At 69.1% G+C, this 22,329-nt stretch carries 20 protein-coding genes and 1 tRNA gene; 13 read left to right on the top strand and 8 right to left on the bottom strand.

The window, feature by feature from the left end:
* The first annotated feature begins 125 nt into the window (after positions 1–125).
* From kduI to AC1RRR_RS09520, 4 genes are all read left to right on the top strand, one after another.
* Positions 126–974 (top strand): 5-dehydro-4-deoxy-D-glucuronate isomerase, encoded by an 849-nt coding sequence (kduI, locus tag AC1RRR_RS09535; RefSeq protein WP_492812518.1) that lies wholly within the window; start codon positions 126–128, stop codon positions 972–974.
* A gap of 28 nt (positions 975–1,002) precedes the next feature.
* Positions 1,003–2,199 carry a glycoside hydrolase family 88/105 protein gene (locus AC1RRR_RS09530; protein ID WP_492812517.1) on the top strand — a complete coding sequence of 399 codons (1,197 nt, stop codon included), beginning with the start codon at positions 1,003–1,005 and terminating at the stop codon, positions 2,197–2,199.
* A 30-nt stretch (positions 2,200–2,229) separates the two neighbouring features.
* Positions 2,230–2,985 (top strand): FadR/GntR family transcriptional regulator, encoded by a 756-nt coding sequence (locus AC1RRR_RS09525; RefSeq protein WP_492812516.1) that lies wholly within the window; start codon positions 2,230–2,232, stop codon positions 2,983–2,985.
* 96 nt (positions 2,986–3,081) lie between these two features.
* A complete protein-coding gene (locus tag AC1RRR_RS09520) occupies positions 3,082–3,408 on the top strand; it encodes a DUF8776 family protein (RefSeq protein WP_492812515.1) in 327 nt (108 codons plus the stop codon).
* On the opposite strand, the gene AC1RRR_RS09515 is transcribed toward AC1RRR_RS09520, so the two are convergent.
* The 3 genes from AC1RRR_RS09515 to AC1RRR_RS09505 are packed head-to-tail and all read right to left on the bottom strand — an operon-like array spanning position 3,409 to position 7,452.
* Positions 3,409–4,854: an efflux transporter outer membrane subunit gene (locus tag AC1RRR_RS09515; RefSeq protein WP_492812513.1), complete on the bottom strand. Its 1,446-nt coding sequence runs from the start codon at positions 4,852–4,854 to the stop codon at positions 3,409–3,411.
* Positions 4,838–6,376: a DHA2 family efflux MFS transporter permease subunit gene (locus AC1RRR_RS09510; RefSeq protein WP_492812512.1), complete on the bottom strand. Its 1,539-nt coding sequence runs from the start codon at positions 6,374–6,376 to the stop codon at positions 4,838–4,840. The genes AC1RRR_RS09515 and AC1RRR_RS09510 overlap by 17 nt, the downstream gene beginning before the upstream one ends.
* Complete coding sequence (locus tag AC1RRR_RS09505; protein WP_492812510.1) at positions 6,373–7,452, bottom strand: HlyD family secretion protein; 1,080 nt, start codon at positions 7,450–7,452, stop codon at positions 6,373–6,375. The genes AC1RRR_RS09510 and AC1RRR_RS09505 overlap by 4 nt, the downstream gene beginning before the upstream one ends.
* Positions 7,453–7,573: 121 nt before the next feature.
* On the opposite strand from AC1RRR_RS09505, the gene AC1RRR_RS09500 reads away from it, so the two are divergent.
* Entirely contained in the window at positions 7,574–8,518 is a 945-nt protein-coding gene (locus AC1RRR_RS09500) for a LysR family transcriptional regulator (RefSeq protein ID WP_492812508.1), read from the top strand.
* Positions 8,519–8,598: 80 nt separating this feature from the next.
* Positions 8,599–9,318, top strand: a complete 720-nt coding sequence (locus AC1RRR_RS09495; protein ID WP_492812506.1) for a response regulator transcription factor — start codon at positions 8,599–8,601, stop codon at positions 9,316–9,318.
* Here the strand turns inward: AC1RRR_RS09495 and AC1RRR_RS09490 are convergent.
* Both AC1RRR_RS09490 and AC1RRR_RS09485 read right to left on the bottom strand, forming a co-directional pair.
* Positions 9,315–11,309, bottom strand: a complete 1,995-nt coding sequence (locus AC1RRR_RS09490; RefSeq protein WP_492812504.1) for a HAMP domain-containing sensor histidine kinase — start codon at positions 11,307–11,309, stop codon at positions 9,315–9,317. The genes AC1RRR_RS09495 and AC1RRR_RS09490 overlap by 4 nt on opposite strands.
* Positions 11,306–12,031 carry a response regulator gene (locus tag AC1RRR_RS09485; RefSeq protein ID WP_492812502.1) on the bottom strand — a complete coding sequence of 242 codons (726 nt, stop codon included), beginning with the start codon at positions 12,029–12,031 and terminating at the stop codon, positions 11,306–11,308. The genes AC1RRR_RS09490 and AC1RRR_RS09485 overlap by 4 nt, the downstream gene beginning before the upstream one ends.
* A 341-nt stretch (positions 12,032–12,372) precedes the next feature.
* On the opposite strand from AC1RRR_RS09485, the gene AC1RRR_RS09480 reads away from it, so the two are divergent.
* A complete protein-coding gene (locus tag AC1RRR_RS09480; protein WP_492812501.1) occupies positions 12,373–13,581 on the top strand; it encodes an MFS transporter in 1,209 nt (402 codons plus the stop codon).
* Here the strand turns inward: AC1RRR_RS09480 and msrA are convergent.
* From msrA to AC1RRR_RS09465, 3 genes are all read right to left on the bottom strand, one after another.
* Positions 13,578–14,093 (bottom strand): peptide-methionine (S)-S-oxide reductase MsrA, encoded by a 516-nt coding sequence (gene msrA, locus AC1RRR_RS09475; protein WP_492812499.1) that lies wholly within the window; start codon positions 14,091–14,093, stop codon positions 13,578–13,580. The genes AC1RRR_RS09480 and msrA overlap by 4 nt on opposite strands.
* 115 nt (positions 14,094–14,208) lie before the next feature.
* Positions 14,209–14,283, bottom strand: a tRNA-Val gene (locus AC1RRR_RS09470).
* A gap of 52 nt (positions 14,284–14,335) precedes the next feature.
* A complete protein-coding gene (locus AC1RRR_RS09465; protein ID WP_492812497.1) occupies positions 14,336–15,049 on the bottom strand; it encodes a phosphoglycolate phosphatase in 714 nt (237 codons plus the stop codon).
* Between the two features lie 70 nt (positions 15,050–15,119).
* Between AC1RRR_RS09465 and glmU the strand changes: the two genes are divergently transcribed.
* From glmU to AC1RRR_RS09435, 6 genes are all read left to right on the top strand, one after another.
* Positions 15,120–16,496 (top strand): bifunctional UDP-N-acetylglucosamine diphosphorylase/glucosamine-1-phosphate N-acetyltransferase GlmU, encoded by a 1,377-nt coding sequence (gene glmU / locus AC1RRR_RS09460; RefSeq protein ID WP_492812495.1) that lies wholly within the window; start codon positions 15,120–15,122, stop codon positions 16,494–16,496.
* Positions 16,493–17,176 carry a ribose-5-phosphate isomerase RpiA gene (rpiA, locus tag AC1RRR_RS09455; protein WP_454717153.1) on the top strand — a complete coding sequence of 228 codons (684 nt, stop codon included), beginning with the start codon at positions 16,493–16,495 and terminating at the stop codon, positions 17,174–17,176. Before glmU ends, rpiA begins: the two co-directional genes overlap by 4 nt.
* Positions 17,177–17,218: 42 nt before the next feature.
* On the top strand, positions 17,219–18,619 hold the full coding sequence (gor, locus tag AC1RRR_RS09450; protein WP_492812493.1) for a glutathione-disulfide reductase: 1,401 nt from the start codon (positions 17,219–17,221) through the stop codon (positions 18,617–18,619).
* Positions 18,616–19,842 (top strand): O-antigen ligase family protein, encoded by a 1,227-nt coding sequence (locus AC1RRR_RS09445; protein WP_492812491.1) that lies wholly within the window; start codon positions 18,616–18,618, stop codon positions 19,840–19,842. The genes gor and AC1RRR_RS09445 overlap by 4 nt, the downstream gene beginning before the upstream one ends.
* Before the next feature lie 111 nt (positions 19,843–19,953).
* Positions 19,954–21,333 carry a class II 3-deoxy-7-phosphoheptulonate synthase gene (locus AC1RRR_RS09440; protein WP_492812489.1) on the top strand — a complete coding sequence of 460 codons (1,380 nt, stop codon included), beginning with the start codon at positions 19,954–19,956 and terminating at the stop codon, positions 21,331–21,333.
* A 77-nt stretch (positions 21,334–21,410) separates the two neighbouring features.
* Complete coding sequence (locus tag AC1RRR_RS09435) at positions 21,411–22,307, top strand: aspartyl protease family protein (protein ID WP_492812487.1); 897 nt, start codon at positions 21,411–21,413, stop codon at positions 22,305–22,307.
* The last annotated feature ends 22 nt before the right edge of the window (positions 22,308–22,329 follow it).

The raw sequence follows: 22,329 nt of genomic DNA, 5'->3' as shown, positions 1-22,329 counted from the left end.
CGAAATTGGTAAGGTCAGTTTAGCAACCACACACAAGACGGGGGATGGGTGCGCCTTCGAACGACCGCCGGGCGGGTCGGCGGCCGGCGTCATCGATCGTCCCCATGCGAGGCCGTGATCCGCTTATGAGCGTGCAGATGGACTACCGTGAGAGCACGGATCGGGCGGGCATGAGCCGCATGACGGTGCGCGAGCTGCGCGACACCTTCGTCATCGACAGTCTGTTCCGTCCGGGCGAGCAGGGCCTGTCCTATCTGGAGATCGAGCGGGCGGTGGTCGGTTCGGCGACCCCGACGACGGCGGCCCTGGTCCTGCCGACTCACAAGGAGCTGGCCTCGCGCTTCTTCTGCGAGCGCCGCGAGGTGGGCGTGATCAATATCGGTGGTCCGGGGGCGATCACCCTGGACGGCCAGCGTTTCGAGATGGCTCGCCACGACAGCCTCTACATAGGTCGCGGGACCGAGAGCGTCGCCTTCGAGAGCGATGCGGCGAGCGATCCGGCCAAGTTCTACTTCGTCAGCTATCCGGCCCACGCCAGCTATCCCAGCAAGCGCGTGCGCCGCGACGAGGCCCGCACGATCCAGGCGGGGGAGGCGGGCACCGCCAACCGCCGGGTGATCCGCCAGGCGATCCGTCCCGGCATTGTCGAGACCTGCCAACTGGTGATGGGCTTCACCGAGCTGGAGGACGGCAATGTCTGGAACACCATGCCGCCACACACCCATCGCCGGCGCAGCGAGATCTACATGTATTTCGACGCGGCGCCGGGCCGGGTCATGCACCTGATGGGCGAGCCGGCCGAGCCGCGCGCGGTGTTCATGGACGAGGGCGAGGCGGTGTTCTCGCCCAGCTGGTCGATCCACAGCGGGGTCGGCACCGCCAGCTACAGCTTCGTCTGGAGCATGGGCGGCGAGAACCTCGAGTTCGACGACATGGACATGCTGGCCGTCCACGATCTTGGTCCGGCCGCCTAAGAAAAAAGTACGGGAAGAAACGCTCAACATGACCTTCAAGACGCTCCTGAAGGCCGCCGCTACGGCTGTCATCCTGGCTGGAACCGCCGCGCCCGCTCTGGCCGCGCAGAAGCCGGCCGTGGTCAGCGCGCCTGTCTCGGCCATCGACGCCGCCGGTCGCAAGGTAGCCGCCTGGCAGCTGGCCCACATGGACAATTTCGACTACGTGCCGGTCACCTCGTTCCGCAAGGACACCGAGGCGCCGCGCGACTGGATCCAGGCGGCGTTCTACATCGGCCTCTACACCTTCGCCGACCAGACCCAGGACCCGTACCTGGCCAACGCCGTGATCAAGCACGGCGAGGCCGAGCAGTGGGGCTTCGACCACCGTCCGCGCCACGCCGACGCCGACGCCACCGGCGCGGTCTGGGTCTGGGCCGCCGGCCGCACGCACGATCAAAGCAAGCTGACCCCGATCCGCGCCCGCTTCGATGCGGTGCTGGCCGATCCGTCCAAGGTCTCGCTGGACTTCACGCCCAAGCCGGCGAAAGGCGACCCCTACTGCCAGGCCCGCTGGTGCTGGAGCGACGCCATCTTCATGGCTCCGCCGGCCTGGGTGTCCCTGACCAAGGTCAGCGGCGACAAGCGCTATCTGGCGCACGCCGACAGCGAGTTCTGGGCGACCCACGACTATCTGTTCGACAAGACCGAGCACCTCTATTTCCGCGACAGCCGCTTCATCACGCGGCGCAGCGACGCCGGCCAGAAGATCTTCTGGGGCCGGGGCAACGGCTGGGCCTTCGCCGGCCTCGCGCGGATCCTGCAGGACCTGCCGGCCAACCATCCCAGCCGTCCGAAGTACGAGCTGGCCTTCAAGCAGATGGCCGCCAAGATCGCGACCCTGCAGGGCGCCGAGGGCTATTGGCCCGTCTCGCTGCTGGAGCCGCAGAAGACGCCGGAGACCAGCGGCACCGGTTTCTTCGTCTACGGCTTGGCCTGGGGCGTGAACCACGGCCTGTTGTCGCGCGCCAAGTACGGCCCGGTCATCGACAAGGGCTGGAAGGCCCTGGACGCGGCGATCGAGCCGGACGGCCGCCTGGGCTGGGTGCAGCGCGTGGGCGTGGCGCCCGATCAGGTCGGTCGTGACGACACTCAGCTGTACGGCGTAGGGGCCTTCTTGCTGGCGGCCAGCGAGGTTCGCAGGCTTGGTCAGACGTCGGCTTCCCAAGGTCAGGCCAAGCGGTAGAATAGCCCAGTAGAATCCAAGCGAGGATCGATGCGCGGCGCGCCGGACCCCCAGAAGCTCTATCAGCAGGTGGCCCGGTCCATCGCGGCGTCGATCGCCGAGGGGCGCTACGCCCCTGGCGACCGCCTGCCGTCCGAGCGGGGGCTGGCCGACTCGTTCGGCGTCAGCCGTCCGACCATCCGCGACGCGATGATCGCCCTGGAGTTCCAGGGCATGGTCGAGGCCCGCCAGGGCTCGGGCGTCTATGTCACGGCCCGCGCCAAGCCCGAGGACGACGCGACCGAGGCCGAGGTCAGCGCCCTGGAGCTGACCGAAGCGCGCCGCCTGTTCGAGGGCGAGGCCTGCGCCTTGGCCGCCGCCGCCGTCAGCGACGAACAGATCATGGCCCTGGAGCGCATCTCGCGCGACCTGGCCAGCCTGGCGGGCGCTGAGGACGGCGAGCGGCTGGAGCACGACTTCCACCTGGCCGTCGCCCACGCCACCCGCAACGCCGCCATCGTCGCGGCGGTCGAGGAGATTTGGACGCTGCGTCGCCAGTTCCCAGAATGCGGCGCCCAGCTGCGCCGGGTGCGCCTGGCCGATCCGGAAGGCTTCGCCGAGGACCACCGCCGCGTCGTCGCCGCGCTGCGCGACCGTGACCCGAAGGAAGCGCGGCGGGTGATCCACGAGCACCTGAACCGCACCGTCGAGGCCCTGCTGTCGATGGCCGAGCGCGACGCTCTGGAGCGTACGCGCCTGGAAATGGCCGAGCGCCGCGACGAGCTCTTGCGTCGAACTGCCATCTGAAGTTGTCTGGGGCGCGATAATTCGCCGCACAAATCAAGGCCTTGCGGCCGTGGGGCGACGCGTGCTGACCTCCCTCCCAGGAATCAGGGGGTAATGATGTCGGATAAGTTGGCGCCTGCGAGCGTGGAAACGGTGCTGAAGGCGATCTCGTCGGAGATGTCGCTGGCCGCCGTCGCCTGCGGCCATCTGGACGTGGCGCTGGGCAAGATCCTGGAAGTCGTGCCGGACGAGCACCGCCTGTCGGTGATGCAGGAGCTGCATACGGTCGACCTGTTGGCCCAGCACATCACGGCCCTGACCGACTTCACCGGCAACCTGTCGCAGCAGCACGGTCAAGGCGTCCTGGAGGTCAACGACTCCCTGAACGCCATCACGCTGGGCGACGTCGCTCAGCGTCTGCGGTCGTCGATCGCTCCCGAATAACTAGCTGGTCCGCCAGTCCGCGCCCGTCGCGGCGAACAGGCGGATAGCGTCTACGAGCCGCTGACCCTCGGCCCGCGCGCGGGCCGAGCGGGCGCTGTTGAGCGTGCGCTGGGCGTCGATCACTTCCAGCATCGTGCCGCCGCCCTTGTCGAAGGCGACCTTGGCCAGGCGCAGGCGTTCGCTCGCCTGCTGCTCGGTGCGAGCGTGGGCGGCCAGGGCGGTCTCGTCGGCCGACAGGGCCGAGAGCGCGTCCGCGACCTGGCCGAACGCCGTCAGCACCGTCTGCTGGTAACGAGCCGAGGCCGCGCGGGCTGCCTCGCGCGCCTGCTGCCGTCGGGCCTTCAGGGCGCCGCCGTCGAACAGCGGGGCGGTGAGGCCCGCGCCAAGATCCCAGCCGCTGGCGTCGTAAGAGAACAGATCGCCCGGCTTCAGCGCGCCTTGGGTCAGCGAGGCGCTGAGCTTGATGTTCGGATAGAGGTCGGCCGTCGCCACGCCGATATCGGCGGTGGCCGCGTGCAGCTCGGCTTCGGCGGCTAGGATGTCCGGACGCTTGCGCACCAGCTGCGAGGGCAGGGCGACCGGGACCGGGGCGCTCAAGCCCATGGTCGAAAGGTCGAAGGCCGGCGCGGCCCAGTCGGCCGGGGCCTTGCCCACCAGCACCGCCAGGGCGTGACGGGCGGCGGCCAGTTCGCCTTGCAGAGCCGGCAGCTGGGCGCGGTCTTCTTCCAGCTGGCTGGCGGCCGAGACCTTGGCCAGGCTGGTCGAACCGCCCAGGGCGTTGGCCTTGCGGATCAGGTCGATATTGGCCTGATCGTCGGCGATCATCTGCTCGACGCTGGCGATCTGGCTGCGTAGCGTGGCGATGGTCGCCGCCTGCATCGCGACATTAGCCGTCAGGCTCAGATAGGCCGCCTCGGTGCGACGACCTTCGGCCTCCAGGCGCGCCGTGGCGCCTTCGATGCGGCGCTTGTTGCCGCCCCACAGGTCCAGATCATAGCTGACCGCGCTACCGACCGAATAGAGGCTGAAGGTCGGGTTGCTGAGCTTGATGTCGCCAAAACCCGTGAAGCCGAAGGCCTGCAGGTTGGCGCGCTCGCGGGCGACGCCGGCGTTGCCGGTGACCTGCGGGCCGGCCACGCCGCGCGCCTGGGCCAGGGCCGATTGCGACTGCGCCAGGGTGGCGTCGGCTTCCGCGAGCGTGGGGCTGTCCTTCAGCGCCTGGCGGATGACGGCGTCCAGCTCGGGCGAGTTCAGGGCCGTCCACCACGGGCCAGCGTTGGCCGCGTCGGCGTCGAGGCGAACGGCCGCCGGAGCGGTCTCGCCCGCGCCCAGCGTCGAGACGGTCTTCGGCGCCTCGGGAGCCTGGAAGTTCGGACCGACCGTCGTGCAGGCGGTCAGGCTGGACGCGGCCAGCAGCGTGGCGATGAGCTTAGTGGTCGGAGACATTGGCGGCCTTCGCCCCTGGCTTGGGGGTACGCATGAGAAGGATGAGCGGCGCGCAGGCGATGGTGATCACCAGCATCAGCCGGAAGTCGTCGAGATAGGACAGCATCGCCGCCTGCCGGCCTATCAGTCCATTGAAGGCGGCCATGGCGGCCTGGCTGGAGAACAGGTGCGGCATGTAGGCCTGGTACAGCGGGTTGTCGGGCCGGGCGTGCTCGACCAGCACGGCGTGGTGCTTCTCGATGCCGCTGACGAACAGGGCCTGCATGATCGAGATGCCGGCCGCCGAGCCGATGTTGCGGATCAGGGTGAACAGGCCCGCGCCCTCGGCCCGGTGCTGTGGCATCACCTTGGCGAAGGCGATGGTCGACAGCGGCACGAAGATCAGCCCCGTGCCGACGCCCGACAGGAAGCCTGAGGTCACCAGCAGGGTGGTGTCCATCTGCAGATTGTAGTGGCTCATCTGCCAGAGCGAGAGGGCGCTGATGGCCAGGCCGATGCTGAGCAGCAGCTTGATGTTCATCCGGCCCATCAACTGGCCCACCGCGAACATGGCGATGAAGGAGCCCAGACCACGCGGCATCGAGACCAGGCCTGTGAAGGCGACCGGATAGCCCAGCAGGGTCTGCATCAGCGGCGGCAGCAGAGCCAGCGTGCTGTACAGCAGGATGCCGATGAAGAAGCCGAACAGGCAGCAGGTGATGAAGTTGCCGTCGGCCAGCAGTTCGCGGGCCACGAACGGCTTCTCAGCGGTGGCCAGCTGCACGCCGAACACCCACAGGGCGATGACGGCGATGATCAGCTCGATCCAGATCTCGCGCGCGCCGAACCAGTCCTGGCTGGGGCCGCGGTCCAGCATCAGCTGGAAGGCGCCGATGGCGATGGCCAAGGCGAGGAAGCCCAGGGTGTCGAACTTGCGCTTCTCGCTGCTCTTCTTCTCGGACAGGAAGAAGAACACGCCGCAGAAGGCCAGGATGCCGATCGGCAGGTTGATGAAGAACACCCACCGCCAGTCGAGATTGTCGGTCAGCCAGCCGCCCAGGCCCGGGCCCAGCAGCGGACCCAGCACCGCGCCGGCGCCCCAGACGGCCATGGCCTGGCCGTGGCGCTCGGGCGGGTTGATGTCCAGCAGCACGGCCTGAGACAGTGGGATCAGCGCCGCGCCAAACAGGCCTTGCAGCAGGCGGAACAGGACGATCTCGACCAGGTTCTGGGCCGCGCCGCACAGCATGGAGGCGATGGTGAAGCCGATGATCGAGACGATCAGCACCATCTTGCGGCCCATGCGCTCGGTCAGGAAGCCGGTCAGCGGCGTCATGATCGTCGAGGCCACGATGTAGGAGGTCAGCACCCAGGTGATCTGGTCCGCCGACGCCGAGACGCTGCCCTGGATGTGGGGCAGGGCGACATTGGCGATAGTGGTGTCCAGCGAGATCATGATCGTCGCCAGCATCACCGAGATGGTGATGGGCGTGCGATTGGCGACGTCCCGGGCCTGGCCCTCCTGGAGCGCCTTGGGGGTCATCCGTGGCGGCCCGACCGGACGTCCACGGTCGCCTTGGCGCTGAGGCCGGCGCTGAGGTTGGCCGGCGGGGCCTGGTCGAGCGTCAGGCGCACGGGCAGGCGTTGGACGACCTTGACCCAGTTGCCGGTGGCGTTCTCGGCCGGCAGCAGGGCGAAGCTGGAGCCCGTGCCGGGGCTGAAGCTGGCCACATGGGCCTTCAGCGGCTTGTCATAGGCGTCGACCTTGATCGTCGCGGCCTGGCCGACCCGCATGTGGGCCAGCTGGTCTTCCTTGAAGTTGGCCTCGATCCAGGGTTGGCCCGAGATCAGCCAGAACACCGGCTGCGAGGCGGTGACGCGGGCGCCGACCTGCAGCTGCTCGACCTTGGCCACCACGCCGTCGGTCGGGGCGACCACGGCGGAGTAGGAGCTATCGAGCTTGGCGCGCTCCAGCTTGGCGGCGGCTTCCAGCACGGCCGGCTGGCGTTCGGTGGCGGCATGGGCGTCGCCGCCCAGGTCGGCCAGGGCGGTCACGACCTGCTGCTTGACCACGGCGATCTGGCGCTGGGCCTGGTCGGCGGCGTGGCGGGCTTCATCCGCCTGCGCCTTGGTGGCGACGCCGGCGGCGGCAAGGTCGCGCTGGCGGGCGGCCTCGCGCTGGGCGTAGGCGGCGGTTTCCTGGATGGCGGCGAGATCCGCCAGGCGCTGGGCGTAGACCGCGCGCTTGCCTTGCACGTCGAAGCGGGCCTGGGCCAGGGCGGCCTCGGCTTCCGACACCGCCACCTGGTAGTCGGCGGGATCCAGGCGGAACAGCACCTGGCCCTTCTTGACGGGCTGGTTCTCGTGGACGGCGATCTCGACCACGCGGCCGTCGATGCTGGTGCTGATCGCCGTGCGGCTGGTCTGGACGTAGGCGTTGTCGGTGGTCTCGGACTTACCGCCCGTCAGCATCACGACGCCGGCCCCGATCAGGATGATGGCGGGCACGCCGATCATCAGCGGCCAGCGCAGCCGCTGGCCCAGGGTCCTGCTCCGCCGCCGGTTGGCCGCGTTCGCTTCGGCGTCCGCGATAGCTTCGTAACCTTCAGCGTCGCTCACGCGCTGCTCCACATACAGATAGGTTTTGGGGAATCCTCGAGGTTCGTTCGGGCCGCGAACCTTCGCCGGTGAAATAGGACTCCGCCTGTCATGAGGGAAATGATATGTCTTCACGACAGCCATGAATGCCGTGAATTTCAGAACCGCCGACCTCAATCTCTTCCGGGTGTTCGTCACCCTGCTGGAAGAGAAGAACGCCACGCGCGCCGGCGAGCGCCTGGGCTTGTCGCAGTCGGCGGTCAGCCATTCGCTACGGCGCCTGCGCGAGATGGTCGGCGACGACCTCTTCATCCGGGGGCAAACCGGCCTGCGCCCCACGCCTCGCGCGCTGGAGATCGCCGACACCGCCCGCACGGCCCTGAAGCTGCTGGAGACGGCCGTTACCGCCCAGAAGTTCGACCCGGCGCTCGATCACCACGTCTTCACCATCGCGACGGGGACCTACATCTCCTACGTCCTGGGGCCGCTGATCGCCGAGCGCGTGCTGGCCCAGGCGCCGAACATCCAGATCCACTTCCGCGGCCTCTATGCCGGCATGACCGAGGATCTCGACACCGGCAGTCTGGATATGGTCATCGGCTGTTTCGAGGCGATCCCCGGCCGGTTCACCCACACCCAGCTCTTCGAGGAGACCGGCGTCTGGGTGCTGCGCAAGGACCATCCGGCCGTGGCCGGCGGCGTCGACTACGAGACCCTGGCCCGCCTGCCGCGCCTGGGGGTGAAGGGCGGCGACGACGATCCCGACCGCACCTCGGCCGGGCACCTGGGCCTGCGCCGCATCACCTCGTGGGGCGAGACCTACGCCCTGGGCGACAATCCCTATCAGCCGTTCTCGGTGCAGGACTCGTTCAGCGCCATGAACATGGTCAGCCGCTCGGACATGACCTGCATCCTGCCCCGCCGCCTGGCCGAGATGGCCGCCACGCGGGGCAAGGTGGCGATGATCGAGCCGCCCAACGCCCCGCCGCCAACGCCGTTCGGGGCGGTGCTGCGGGCCACCGACGGGCCGGACTCGCCGAACGCCTGGCTGCTGCGCCTGTGCCAGGAAGCCGCGCGGAAGATCTAGCCGCAATCACGCCACAATTGGCGATCTGCCGATACAAGCGGGTCAAGTTTTCCGCCCGAGGCGCCGGCTAGACCTTGGCCATGCGGTCCAGGGTCCTGCTTGTCGATTCCGATCCCGAAGGGCTGGCCAGCCTGGCCCAGTTCCTGGCGCGCCATGACCTGGAGGTGCTCCAGGCGACCTGCGTGCGCGAGATGGACCAGGTCCTGAGCAAGACCGAGGTCGACGCCGTCATCCTCGACCTGATGCGGCCCGGCGAAAAGGGTCTGGCGGTCTGCGGCAAGCTTCGCGAACACCCGTCCGCGCCGGCCGTGATCGTGGTCAGCGCCGTGGCCGACGAGGCCGATATCGTCGTCGGGTTGGAGATCGGCGCCGATGACTATGTCGCCAAGCCCTGCCGGCCGCGCGAACTGCTGGCCCGCCTGCGGGCGGTGCTGCGCCGGCGCGGCGAGGCGGCCATGTTGGCTAAGAACTTGGCCCGCGCCGAGAGCTACCGCTTCGAGGGCTGGCGGCTGAACGCGGCGACGCACCAGCTGTTCGACCCGAACGCGCGATCGATCGACCTGTCGCCGGCCGAGTTCAACCTGCTGCGTACGCTGGTGGCCAAGCCGCAGGAGGTGGTGCCGCGTCGTGAGTTGACGCCGGGCGGGCCTGTCGGTCCGGAGAGGGCGGACTTCCAGATCAACGTCGCCATGAGCCGCCTGCGCCGCAAGCTGGCGCGGGCCGAGGGCGGGGCGCGACTGATCCGCACCGTCCGCCACTCGGGTTATCTGTTCACCGTCCCGGTCGAGCGGGTCTCCTAGGCCGCCGCGCGCAGCGATCGGGCCTGGGGCAGGCGCAGCTCGGCCACCAGCCCTTGGTCGGCCGGCAATAGCCGCAGGTCGCCGCCATGGGCGCGGATCGTCGAGCGCGACACCGCCAAACCGAGGCCCACCCCGGACTTGCCCGAGGCTCGTGCGGCCTCGCTGCGGTAGAAGGGCTGGAAGACCCGCTCCAGGTCGTCGGACGATAGGCCGGGGCCCTTGTCGGCGACCTCGATGAAGGCCTCGCCGTCGCGGACGGTCAGGCTGACGCTGGCCTGCTCGCCGTACTTCAGGGCGTTGTCGATCAGGTTCTCGACCACCCGCTGGACGCCGACCACGTCGATCTCGGCCAGCACCGCCACGCCCGGCTCCAGCTTCACGGCGCCGGGAGCGTCGTCGACCACCACCTCGAGCAGCGAGCGCAGGTCGACCACCTGGCGCGTGGCCGTGTGGGTCTCGTCGCGCATGAAGGCCAGCACCGAGGCGATCATCTCCTCCATCTGGTCCATGTCGCGGCCGATGGCCTGGCGCAGGGCGGGGGAGGCGCGCTCCAGCTTGAAACGCATGCGGGTCAGGGGCGTGCGCAGGTCGTGCGAGATCGCCCGGATCATGCCGGTGCGGTCGTCCACGTAGCGTTTGAGGCGCTGCTGCATCAGGTTGAAGGCGTCGGCGGCCTTGCCGATCTCGGCGGGCCCCGACAGCGGCGGCAGGTCGGCCGAGGGCTCGCGGCCCAGGCGGTCGGCGGACTCGGCGAACACCTTCAGCGGCGCGGCCAGGCGCCAGGCCACGAACAGGGCCAGCGGGGCGATCAGGGCGACCGACAGGCCAAACCACAGCAGCACCCGGCGCTGCCAGCTGTTGGGGAAGCCTTCGGGGCGCGGACGCACGGTGGCCCAGCGGCCGTCGTCCATCTTCATGGCGGCGACGAACTCGCCCTCGACATAGGGCGCGCGGCCCAGGCTGAAGCCGCTGGCGACGGACGGCGGCGGCAGGGTGTGCTCGGCCACGGGAGCGGGCAGCGGCGTGTCGGCCTTGGGCAGGCTGGCGCGCGGCATCCGGGTGATCGAGGTCTCGGCTGCTGGGCGCGCCGGCTCGATCGGCTCGGGCGTGGCGACCGGTGGCGCGGCGGCGGGAGCGATGACGACCGGGGCGGGTGGCGGGACGGACGTGACGGCCATTGGCGCTCGCGCCGGGGTCTCGGTCGTCGCCGTGCTGGTGAACACGAAGCGCGGCGAGGGGCGGGCGAAGACGGCGGCGTCCAGCGGCGAGCGGATGATCGGCCCACGCGCCGGACCGTTCAGGACGTCCGGTCGACCCACTGGCATTTGACCGCCCATCGCAGGCGAAGCGCTCGGACCCCGGATCGCCGCCGCGCCGTCCGGGAATGAACCCGACGGACGCATCATGGGCCGGGACATCTGTTGTTGCTGCGGCATCGACGGACGCTGGAAGACGCGCTGCGAAGGCGGGAAGGCGCCGCCGGGCTGGCCCATCGGACCCGTGCGGACCATCGGCCCGCCGCCCGGCATGCGGCCGGGGCCGCCCATGGTCATCGGTGGACCGCCGGCGCCGCCGGCTTGGCCCACATTGATCATCTGCGGATGACCCTGCTCGGCGCGGGCCGGGGGCGGCGGCATCGGTGCGCCGGCCAGGGGCGGCGGGGCGTAGAACAGCAGGCGCACGTCGGCCTCGGTCGCGCCGACCAACTTGGCCAGGTCCTGGGTCGCGGCGGGCGAGACCACCCAGCCGGGGCTAGCCAGGCTGGGGGCGGTGTCCTCGAAGCTGAGCACCAGAGGCCGGTCGCGATCGTCAGGCGTGTCGCCCCCGCGCAGGGCTGACCCGATATCCGACAGGCTGTACTGGCTGGGCGGGGCCGGCGGGAAGAACACCGTCAGCACCAGGGTCACCACCTGGGCGGCGGCCAGGGCCCCGACCACGATGGCCAGGATACGGGCCCACAGAGGCGGGCTGAGGCGCTTGCTCCAGGTCATTGCCCGACCACTCCCGCGTCCAGCATGTAGCCCACGCCGCGATAGGTGCGGATCAGCTCGCGCTCGGTCTGGTCCTGGATCTTGCGACGCAGGCGGCTGATGTGCAGGTCGACCGCGCGGCCCATCTCGTCGGCCTCGTCGGCGCGCAGCAGGGCGATCAGGTCCTCGCGCGGCACGACCTGGCGGGCGCGGTCCAAGAGGGCGCCCAGGATGGCCAGCTCGCTGCGAGTCAGGAGCAGGATGGCTCCGTTCGGCGCCTGCAGCTGGCGCGCGGCCAGGTCCAGGCGGAAGTCGGCGAAGCGGTAGACGCTGGTCTTGCGGGCCGTGGCGCCGGCCGGGCGGCGGCGCAGCAGGGCCTTCACGCGGGCCAGCAGCTCGCGGGGCATGATCGGCTTGACCACATAGTCGTCGGCGCCGAGCTCCAGGCCCAGGATCCGATCGATGGGATCGCCCAGCGCCGTCAGCATCAGGATGGCCGGGCCTTCGCCGCCGGCCAGGTCGCGGCACAGGGACAGGCCGTCCTCGCCGGGCAGGTTGACGTCCAGCACCGCCACCTGGATCGCGCGCTCGGCCAGGATCTTGCGGGCGGTCGGCACGTCGCCGGCCTCGTGCACGACATGGCCGTTGTCGACCAGATAGGCGGTCATTTCGCTGCGCAGTTCGAGGTCGTCCTCGACCAGCAGGATTTCGGCGACAGGCGAGGTGTCGGTCTGCGGAGTCATGGGCTCGACCATAGACCATGAGCGTGGACGCGCGGACACGTCGTTTGCCGTCCGTCGCGGGACCGAACGTCGCGCCCATGTCGTGGTCACGGCCTGCTGGCCTAGGTTGCTCACTGCCCGGTCTCCGCGCCGCCCCTCGGGCGGGCGCATTAGACCGGCAGATTGTGGACGCCGTCGGGCGCGTTCGTATTGCGAATGTATCAGTCGGCGTCAGCGCCGACACAGTCGACTCGCGACCAGCCAGAACTTCTGGACCTCCGCCGAGAAAAACGGGGCCGGGGCGACCGAGCGCCGCGCCTTCGGAATCCTACTTAAGGGGTCGAGTATCCGGAGGGTTTTTCATGTCTTCAGTAACCGCTGAGCAGGACGATAGTCGTCCCGCCGCCTGGGCCGCCGTCGGCGCCCTGACCCTGGGCGTCTTCGCGCTCGTCACGTCCGAGTTCCTGCCGGCCAGCGTGCTCACGCCCTTGGCCCGCGACCTGGGCGTCAGCGTCGGCGCGGCCGGCCAGGCGGTGACCGCCACGGCCGTGGTCGGCGCCTTCGCCGCGCCGCTGACGCCGGTGCTGACCGGGCGCTTCGATCGCCGGGTGGTGATGTGGGGCCTGATGGCGCTGCTCAGTGTCTCGAACCTCCTGACCGTATTCGCCAAGGACCTGCCGACCCTGCTGGTGGCCCGCGTGCTGCTGGGCGCCAGCCTGGGCGGCTTCTGGTCGATGGCCGCGGCCCTGGCCATGCGCCTGGTCCCGCCGGCCGCCATGCCGCGCGCCATGTCGCTGATCTTCACCGGTGTGTCGGTGGCCACGGTCTCGGCGGCGCCGATCGGCGCCTATGTCAGTGACACCCTGGGCTGGCGCGCGGCCTTCATCATTTCCGGCGTCGTCGGCGCGATCGCGCTGTTGGCTCAACTGGCGACCCTGCCGCGCCTGGCCCCGACGTCGGTCCCGCGCCTGGCGGGCCTGGTCGAGGTCGCGCGACGGCCGGCCGTGGCGACCGCTCTGATCGGCGTGCTGCTGGTGATCTCGGGCCACTTCGCCGGCTTCACCTATGTGCGGCCGGTGCTGGAGCAGGTGGCGCATCTGGACCTGAAGGCGATCTCGCTGACCCTACTGGCCTTCGGTGTCGCGGGCTTCTTCGGCAACCTGGTGGGCGCGGCCCTGGTTGGCCGGGATCCACGCTTGGCGGTGCTGACCGGCGCGGCCCTGGTGGGCGTCTCGGCCCTGGCCATCGTCACGCTGGGCCATGTCGGCCTGCTGACCGCGGTCGCCCTGACGGTCTGGGGCTTTGCCTTCGCCATGCTGCCGGTCGGCTTCCAGTCCTGGGCGACCTCGGCCGCGCCGGACCAGGCCGAGCTGGCTGGCGGCCTGCTGACCTCGACCTTCCAGGTGGCGATCGCCGCCGGGGCGGTGTTTGGCGGCGTGCTGGTCGACCAGATGGGCCCGCTCAGCGCGCCTGGCTATGCGGCCGTCTCGGCGCTGGCAGCGGTGGCCCTGGTGCTGGCGCTGCGCCGTCGTGCGGCGCGGACGCCAGCCCAGGTTCCCTGCGAGGCCTAGCCGGCTGTCGCGGCGGCCCGCTTGGGCAGGACCCAACCCGGACGGATGAAGTGGCAGGTATATCCGTTCGGGATCCGCTCCAGGTAATCCTGGTGCTCGGGTTCGGCTTCCCAGAAGTCGCCGGCGGGCGCGATCTCGGTCACGACCTTGCCGGGCCACAGGCCCGAGGCGTCGACGTCGGCGATGGTGTCCTCGGCGGTCTCACGCTGGGCTTCCGACGTGTAGAAGATCGCCGAGCGATAGCTACGGCCGATGTCGTTGCCCTGGCGGTTGCGGGTGCTGGGGTCGTGGATCTGGAAGAAGTATTCCAGGATCTGGCGATAGCTGATCACCGCCGGATCGAACACGATCTCGATCGCCTCGGCGTGATCGCCGTGATTGCGGTAGGTGGCGTTGGGCACGTCGCCGCCGGAATAGCCGACGCGGGTGTTCAGCACGCCCGGATAGCGGCGCAGCAGGTCCTGCACGCCCCAGAAGCAGCCACCGGCAAGAATGGCGGTTTCGGTGCTCATCGGTTCAACCCTTTCTGATCCCGGCTTCCCGGCTTCGATGAAGTGGGAACGCGCGGAGGGATTTCCAGAGCCTGCATAGGCTCAGGCGATCCGCGATGTCGAGAAAGGGAAGGAATGGTGGATGCGACAGGGATTGAACCTGTGACCCCCTCGGTGTGAACGAGGTGCTCTCCCGCTGAGCTACGCATCCGCCGGTGTGGAGAGGTCCGCTTAAAGAGGACCGATCCGCGAGAGGAGGGGGTCTATAATCTGGTGTTCGGCGCGGGGCAAGAGGCCAAAAGCGAGATGCAGGCCTGGGGCACATCCAAAAAGCTGTGGATGACCAGATCCGCGCCCAGGGTCTCGACCGGTTCCTCGGTGTAGCCGAACGAGACCAGCACGCTGGGAACCCCGGCGTTCTTGGCGCCCAGGGCGTCGTTGATGCTGTCGCCGATCATGACGGCGCGGCTGATGTCGCCGCCGACGGCCGCGATGGCGGCGGCGACGTGGCGGCCGTCGGGCTTGGCGGCCGGGGTGCTGTCGGCGCCGATCACCGCGTCGAAGAACGGCAGCAGGTCCACGGCTTCCAGCAGGGCGTCCGACAGGTTGGTCAACTTGTTGGTGCAGACCACCAGCTTGGCGCCGGCGGCCTTCAACTGGGTGAGGACCTCGACCACGCCGGGGAAGGGCGCGCTCTCCTGGGCGATGCGGGTCAGGTAGTGGGCGATGAAACGTTCGACCAGCGGCGGGGCGCGCTCGGCGTCCAGGGGCGAACCGGCGGCGGCGAAGCCGCGCTCCAGCAGAGCGCGGGCGCCACGACCGACCATCAGCCGCACGTCGTCGAAGGGCAGGGGCGGCAGGTTCTCCTGCGCCAGGATGGTATTCAGCGCCCCGACCAGGTCGGGCGCGGTGTCGACCAGGGTGCCGTCGAGGTCGAAGGCGATCGTCGCCCCGTTCAGGTCATGAAGCTCGCTCATGGGTCTGGCCTTTCCGCCAATTGCGCGGCTAATGCAACGCTGAACGCTCTTCGGGGAGTCGCCCAGGCCCATGACTGATTCCGCTTCCACGCCGTCCCGCCCGCGCGCCGCCGTGATCCTGGCCGCCGGCCAGGGGACACGGATGAAGTCCCCGACGCCCAAGGTGCTGCACAAGGTCGCCGGCCGGACCTTGCTGGACCTGGCCATCGACGCCGCCGAGGGGCTGGGCTGCGACCGGATCGTCGTCGTTGTGGGCGCGCACAGCCCGCAAGTGGGCGAGCACGCCCGCAAGCGCCTGGGGCCCAATGCCACCGTCATCCAGGACCCGCCGCTGGGCACCGGCCACGCCGTGCTGGCCGCCAAGGACGCCCTGGCTGATTTCGACGGCGACGTGGTCGTCACCTATGCCGACTGTCCGCTGACCACCGCCGGCGTGATCGCGCCGCTGTTCGACCAGCTGGCGGGCGGCGCACACGTCGCGGTGCTGGGCTTCGAGGCCGCCAACCCGACCGGCTATGGCCGCCTGATCCTGGCGCCGGGCCACGTGCTGCTGCGCATCGTCGAGGAGAAGGAAGCCGACCTCGCCACCAAGCAGGTCAAGCACTGCAATTCCGGCGTGCTGGCCGCTGATCGCGCGGTCCTGTTCGACATCTTGGCCAGTGTCCGCAACGACAACGCCAAGGGTGAGTACTATCTGACGGACGTCGTGGGCCTGGCCCACGACCGCAAGCTGGTGACCCGCGCGGCCTTCGCGCCGGAGGCTTCGGTGCAGGGCGTCAACTCGCAGGCTGAGCTCGCGGCCGCCGAGGCCGTCTGGCAGAAAGCCCGCCGCAACGCCCTGATGGTCGACGGCGTGACCATGTCCGCGCCTGAGACCGTCCACCTGTCGTGGGACACCAAGGTCGCTGGCGGCTCCGTCATTGAGCAGTTCGTGGTGTTCGGCCCCGGCGTCAGCGTCGCGGCCGGCGCGCAGATCAAGGCCTTCAGCCATCTGGAAGGCGCGGCGGTGGGCGAGGGTGCTCTGATCGGTCCCTACGCCCGCCTGCGTCCGGGCGCTGACATCGGCCCAGAGGCCCACATCGGCAACTTCGTTGAAGTGAAGAACGTCAAGGTCGGGGCCGGCGCCAAGGCCAACCACCTCAGCTATCTGGGCGACGGCTCGGTGGGCGAGAAGGCCAACATCGGGGCCGGCACGATCTTCTGCAATTACGACGGCTTCGAGAAGTTCCAGACCCATGTCGGCAAGGGCGCCTTCATCGGTTCCAACAGCGCCCTGGTCGCGCCCGTGCGGGTGGGCGACGGGGCGATGACCGGCTCGGGCTCGGTGATCACCAAGGATGTCGAGGATGGGGCGCTGGCCCTGTCGCGCGCCGAACAGACGACGAAGGCCGGATGGGCGACCAAGTTCCGCGCCCTGAAGCAAGCCAAGAAGGACAGCAAGAAATGAGCGCCGACGACCAGAAGCGCATCTCGGGCGAAGCCGCCGCCGAGCTCGTCGAGAGCGGCATGACGGTGGGCCTGGGCACGGGCTCGACGGCCGCCTGGTTCGTCAAGGCGCTGGCCGCGCGCGGCCTGAAGGACATCCGTGGCGTGCCGACCTCGGAGGCTACCGCCACCTTGGCGCGCGAGCTGGGCATCCCGCTGGCGGCGCTGGACGATGTGAAGGCGATCGACCTGACCGTGGACGGCGCTGACGAAGTCGGTCCGGGCCTGTCCCTGATCAAGGGCGGCGGCGCGGCCCTGCTGCGCGAGAAGCTGGTCTGGGAAGCCTCCAGCCGCTGCGTGGTCATCGCCGACGCCGCCAAGAAGGTCGACGCCCTGGGCAAGTTCCCGCTGCCGATCGAGGTGGTCCGCTTCGGCCACGTCCACACCAGCTGGCGTCTGGCCGACATCGCCGCCGAGTTCGACCTGCCGCCGCCGCGCCTGCGCCAGGCCGACCGGGGCATGGTGGTCACCGACGGCGGCAACCTGATCTACGACATGGCCTCGGGCGTGATCGCCGATCCGGCGGCCCTGGCCGCGGCGCTGAAGAGCATCACTGGCGTGGTCGACCACGGCCTGTTCCTGGACCTGGCCGACGAAGCCCTGATCGGAACCGACCAGGGTGTGGTGCGCCTCGTTCCCTGACGTCCTACATAAGCCGACTAGTTAAGGTTCCGGAGGCCGGTGATGGCTGACTACGACTACGATCTCTTCGTCATCGGCGCCGGCTCGGGCGGCGTGCGCGCGGCGCGGGTGGCGGCCATGAGCGGCGCCAAGGTCGGCGTGGCCGAGGAGTATCGGGTCGGCGGCACCTGCGTGATCCGCGGCTGCGTGCCCAAGAAGTTCATGGTCTATGCCAGCGAGGTCACCAGCCAGCTGAAGACGGCCAAGGGTTATGGCTGGACCATCGAGAACGCCCAGTTCGACTGGAAGGGCTTCATCCACGACAAGGACGTCGAGATCGCGCGCCTGTCGGGGATCTATGTCACCAACCTGCAGAAGGCCGGCGCCAATTTGCTGCACGGCCGCGCCCAGGTCGTCGACGCCCACACCGTCGAGGTGCTGCCGAAAGAGGGCAGCAAGGACGCCGGAACCTACACCGCCAAGAAGATCCTGATCGCCACCGGCGGCCGTCCCGTGAAGCCCGACTTCCCCGGCGCGGAGCTGGGCATCACCTCGGACGAGGCGTTCCATCTGCCCAAGCTGCCGAAGAGCATCATGGTCGTCGGCGGCGGCTATATCGCCGTCGAGTTCGCCGGCATCTTTGCCGGCCTGGGCGTGCAGACCACGCTGCTGTACCGCGGCGCCAACATCCTGCGCGGCTTCGACGACGACGTCCGCTCGCACCTGGCCGACGAGCTGGGCAAGAAGGGCATCAAGGTGGTGCTGGGTTGCTCGCACACCTCGATCGAGAAGCAAGAGGACGGCACGCTGCTCAGCACCCTGACCAGCGACCTGACCTTCGAGACCGAGGCGGTGATGTTCGCCACGGGCCGCGAGCCCTACGTCCAGGGCCTGGGCCTGGAGAAGGCCGGCGTGAAGTTGAACGACAAGGGCGCGATCGCCGTCGACGAGTTCTCCAAGACCAACGTCCCCAGCATCTGGGCCGTCGGCGACGTCACCGACCGCATCAACCTGACGCCGGTGGCCATCCGCGAAGGCGCGGCCTTCGCCCAGACCGAGTTCTACGACAACCCGACCAGCTTCGATCACGACATGGTCGCCTCGGCGGTGTTCTCGCAGCCGCCGGTCGGGTCGGTGGGCATGACGGAGGCGCAGGCGCGCCATGCGTTCGGCGCGGTCGACATCTATCGCGCCGTGTTCCGCCCGATGAAGATCACCTTCTATGGCGGCCAGGAGCGCTGCCTGATGAAGATCGTGGTCAAGCAGGACGACCAGAAGGTGGTCGGCGTCCACGTGGTGGGCCCGGACTCGCCCGAGATCATCCAGATGGCCGCCATCGCCGTGAAGATGGGCGTGACCAAGCCACAGTGGGACTCGACCTGCGCGGTCCACCCGACGCTGGCCGAAGAACTGGTCACGATGCGCGAGAAGTACGTCCCGGTCGAAGTCGGCGGGGTTGGATGACCCAACCTAACGCCTGGGGGGGCGAACAACGGACGCGCTGGCTGGGGGGGCTGGCCGTCTTTCTGATGGTGATGACGCCGTTGGTCGGCTACCTGGCGCCGCTGGGGTCGGCCACGGTGCTGACCCTGGTCGGCCTGCTGGCGACGCCGGGCCTGGCGCGCTCGCGGCCGCCGGTGCTGCCGATGTTCGCCCTGCTGGCGCTGGTGCTGTGGGCGGCGATCAGCCTGGCCTGGAGCCCGGCCGCGCCGCACTGGGGCGACTTCAAGCGCAGCAAGGACCTCGAGGATCTGACGATCCTGAAGCTGGTGCTGGAGCTTGGTCTCTATGCGGCCGCCTACGCCGCGCTGGGTGGGATGTCCACGCGCTCGGCCCGCCTGGCCAGCCGGGTGATGGTGGTCGGCGTGATCCTGCTGGCCTTGGTCACCTTCCTGGACGGCGTGTCGAAGGCCGCTCTCTATCAGGCCTTGCGCAAGCTGACCGGCGATCCGGTCAGGCCCGATATCGCGATGGTGAAGGTCTCGATGGGGACCTACACCATGGTGCTGCTGTTCTGGCCGATGGTGCGCCTGTTGGACGCCTGGAAGTTCCGGGGACGCAACATCCTGATCGCCCTGACCGCCCTGATGATCCTGGTCGGCGCGCACCTGACCGGCGCCGATGCGCCGATCGCGGCCATGTTGCTGGCGAGCGTGGCCTGGCTGGGTGTGCGGTTGATCGGCAAGCCGTTCGTCCGCGCCATGATCCCGATCGTCTCGGCGATCTTCATCTTCGCGCCGATGGCCATCCTGTGGGCCGTGCGCTCGGGCCTGTTCGCCTGGCTGCACGTGCTGGCCCCGCCGTCCTGGGACGCGCGCCTGAACATCTGGGCCTATTCCGCCAACCTGACGGTCGACCACGCCCTGCGCGGCTGGGGTTTCGACGCGGCTCGCACCTTCCCGGGCATCCCGCTGCACACCCACAACGCCGCCCTGCAGCTGTGGCTGGAGCTGGGCTCGGTCGGCGCGGCCCTGGCGGCGGCGTTCTTCGCCTGGATCCTGTACCGCATCGTCGGCTGGGTCGGGGTGAACCGCCGCGACGGCGCGATGGCCGCCGCGACCCTGACGGCCTTCCTGGTCATCGGCGGCGTCAGCTTCGGCGTCTGGCAGGAGTGGTGGATGGCGCTGGGCGTCATTGCCGCCATCGCCTGCGGCATCGCGCAAAAAACGAGCGCGGCATCCGAGTAGCGTCGCAACGAATTTTCCACTTCGGGCGGGTCTGCGGTATCGTCCCGCACGATTTTGCCTTTTCGTCCCTTTCGCGGTATCTACGCCGCCCCTTCAGTTATCGAGCCTGTCATGACCACCCGCTGGACCCCCGCGACCTGGAGAGCCAAACCCGCCAAGCACATGCCCACCGACTATCCGGACATGGGTGCGGTGGAACGGGTTGAGCAGACGCTGCGCCAGATGCCGCCACTGGTCTTTGCCGGTGAAGCGCGCCGGCTTAAGAGCCTGCTGGGCGATGTCGCCGAAGGCCGCGCCTTCCTGCTGCAGGGCGGCGACTGCGCCGAGAGCTTCAAGGAATTCCACGCGGACAACATCCGCGACACCTTCCGCCTGATCCTGCAGATGGCGGTGGTGCTGACCTTCGCCGGCGGCAAGCCGGTGGTGAAGGTGGGCCGCATCGCTGGCCAGTTCGCCAAGCCGCGCTCCGAGCCTATCGAGACGATCGGCGACGAGACCCTGCCGTCGTATCGCGGCGACATCATCAACGGTATGGACTTCACCGCCGAGGAGCGCGTGCCGGACCCGGACCGCCTGCTGAAGGCCTATGGCCAATCGGCCTCGACGCTGAACCTGCTGCGCGCCTTCGCCAACGGCGGCTATGCCGACCTGCACAACATCCACCGCTGGACCCTGGGCTTCGTCGGCGACAGCCCGCAGGGCGCGCGCTATCGCGAACTGTCGGACAAGATCACCGAGAGCCTGGCCTTCATGGCCGCCATCGGCGTCACGCCCCAGAGCCATCCGGGCATGCACCAGGTGGAATTCTTCACCAGCCACGAAGCCCTGCTGTTGGGCTTCGAGGAAGCCATGACCCGCGTCGATAGCACCTCGGGCGACTGGTATGACACCAGCGCCCACCTGCTGTGGATCGGCGAGCGCACCCGCCAGCTGGACGGCGCGCACATCGAGTTCATGAAGGGCGTGAAGAACCCGATCGGCCTGAAGTGCGGCCCGACCATGGAGGGCGACGACCTCCTGCGCCTGATCGACGTCTTGAATCCCAACAACGAGCCGGGCCGCCTGACGCTGTACGGCCGCTTCGGCTCGGACAAGATCGCCGACCGCCTGCCGCGCCTGATGAAGGCCACCAAGGCCGCCGGCGGTTCGGTGGTCTGGGCCACCGACCCGATGCACGGCAACACGCTGAAGGCCTCGACCGGCTACAAGACCCGTCCGTTCGACCGCATCCTGAGCGAAGTGAAGAGCTTCGTGGAGATCGCCCAGGCCGAGGGCGTGCACCCCGGCGGCGTCCACCTGGAGATGACCGGCCAGAACGTCACCGAGTGCCTGGGCGGCGCCCGCGCGGTCTCGGAGACGGATCTCGCCGACCGCTACCACACCCACTGCGACCCGCGCCTGAACGGCGAGCAGGCCCTGGAATTGGCCTTCCTGGTGGCCGAGAAGCTGAAGGCCGCCCGCGACGACCAGCGTCGTCTGGCCGCAGGCTGATCCAATCGCTCAGTGAACGGCGCTATCTGGCGCCGGCTCACGCCGCCGTATAGCGTCCTCCCTCGGGGAGGACGTGTATGGACGACATAGAGCGTCGCGCCGTGATGGGACTGATCGCCGCCGGAGCCATCGCGCCCGAGGCGGCGTTCGGCCAGGCCAGCGACGCGCCCGATCCCCTGAAATATCTCGACACGGCGCAGCGCCTGACGGTGAAGGCGTATGTGAACGGGCAGGGGCCGTTCGACTTCCTGGTCGACACCGGGGCCAGCAGTTCGGTGATTTCCGCCGAACTCGCCGACCAGCTGGGCCTGGTCCGGACGGGCTCCAACAAGCTGCACAGCATCGCCGGCGTCCAGTCGGTGGCGACCGCGCGGGTCCAGAGCCTGACGGTCGGCAAGCGCTCGCGTTCGAACATGGCGGTGTCGGTCCTGCCGCGGTCGCTGCTGCGCATGGACGGCGTGCTGGGCCTGGAGTGGCTGGGCCGGGCCAGCCTGCTGCTCGATTTCCAGCGTCACAAGATGGCGGTGGGCGAGGGCCTGCCGCTGGCCGACAGCCAGACCGTCGCGGTGAAGTCGCGCCTGACCCGCAGCGGCCTGATGCTGATCGACGCCTTCATCCCCGACCAGCGCCTGATCGCCTTCCTCGACACCGGTTCGACCACCACGGTGGGCAACCTGCCGTTGCTGGAGGCGGCGCGCGAAGGCAAGGCGATCGTGGGCGAACTTTCCGACACGCAGCTGCGCAGCGTGACCGGTCAGATCCTGTCGGCGAGGGCGACGGTGGTGTCGCGTTTGATGCTGGGAAAGCTGACGTTACGGAACATTCCACTGTTGATCGGTCAGGTTCACACCTTCGACTACTGGGGCTTTCGGGATGAGCCCGCTGTCGTCATCGGCATTGATATTCTGAAGAAATTCCAGACAGTCGCCATCGACTCCAAGCGTGGCGAGGTGCGGTTCCGGGTTCCCGACTAGTCCAGCTTTTCTGCGAGAACGC

Source organism: Caulobacter sp. GW821-FHT12D05 (genome assembly GCF_058807295.1).
This window is presented reverse-complemented; position numbering and strand designations above follow the sequence as displayed.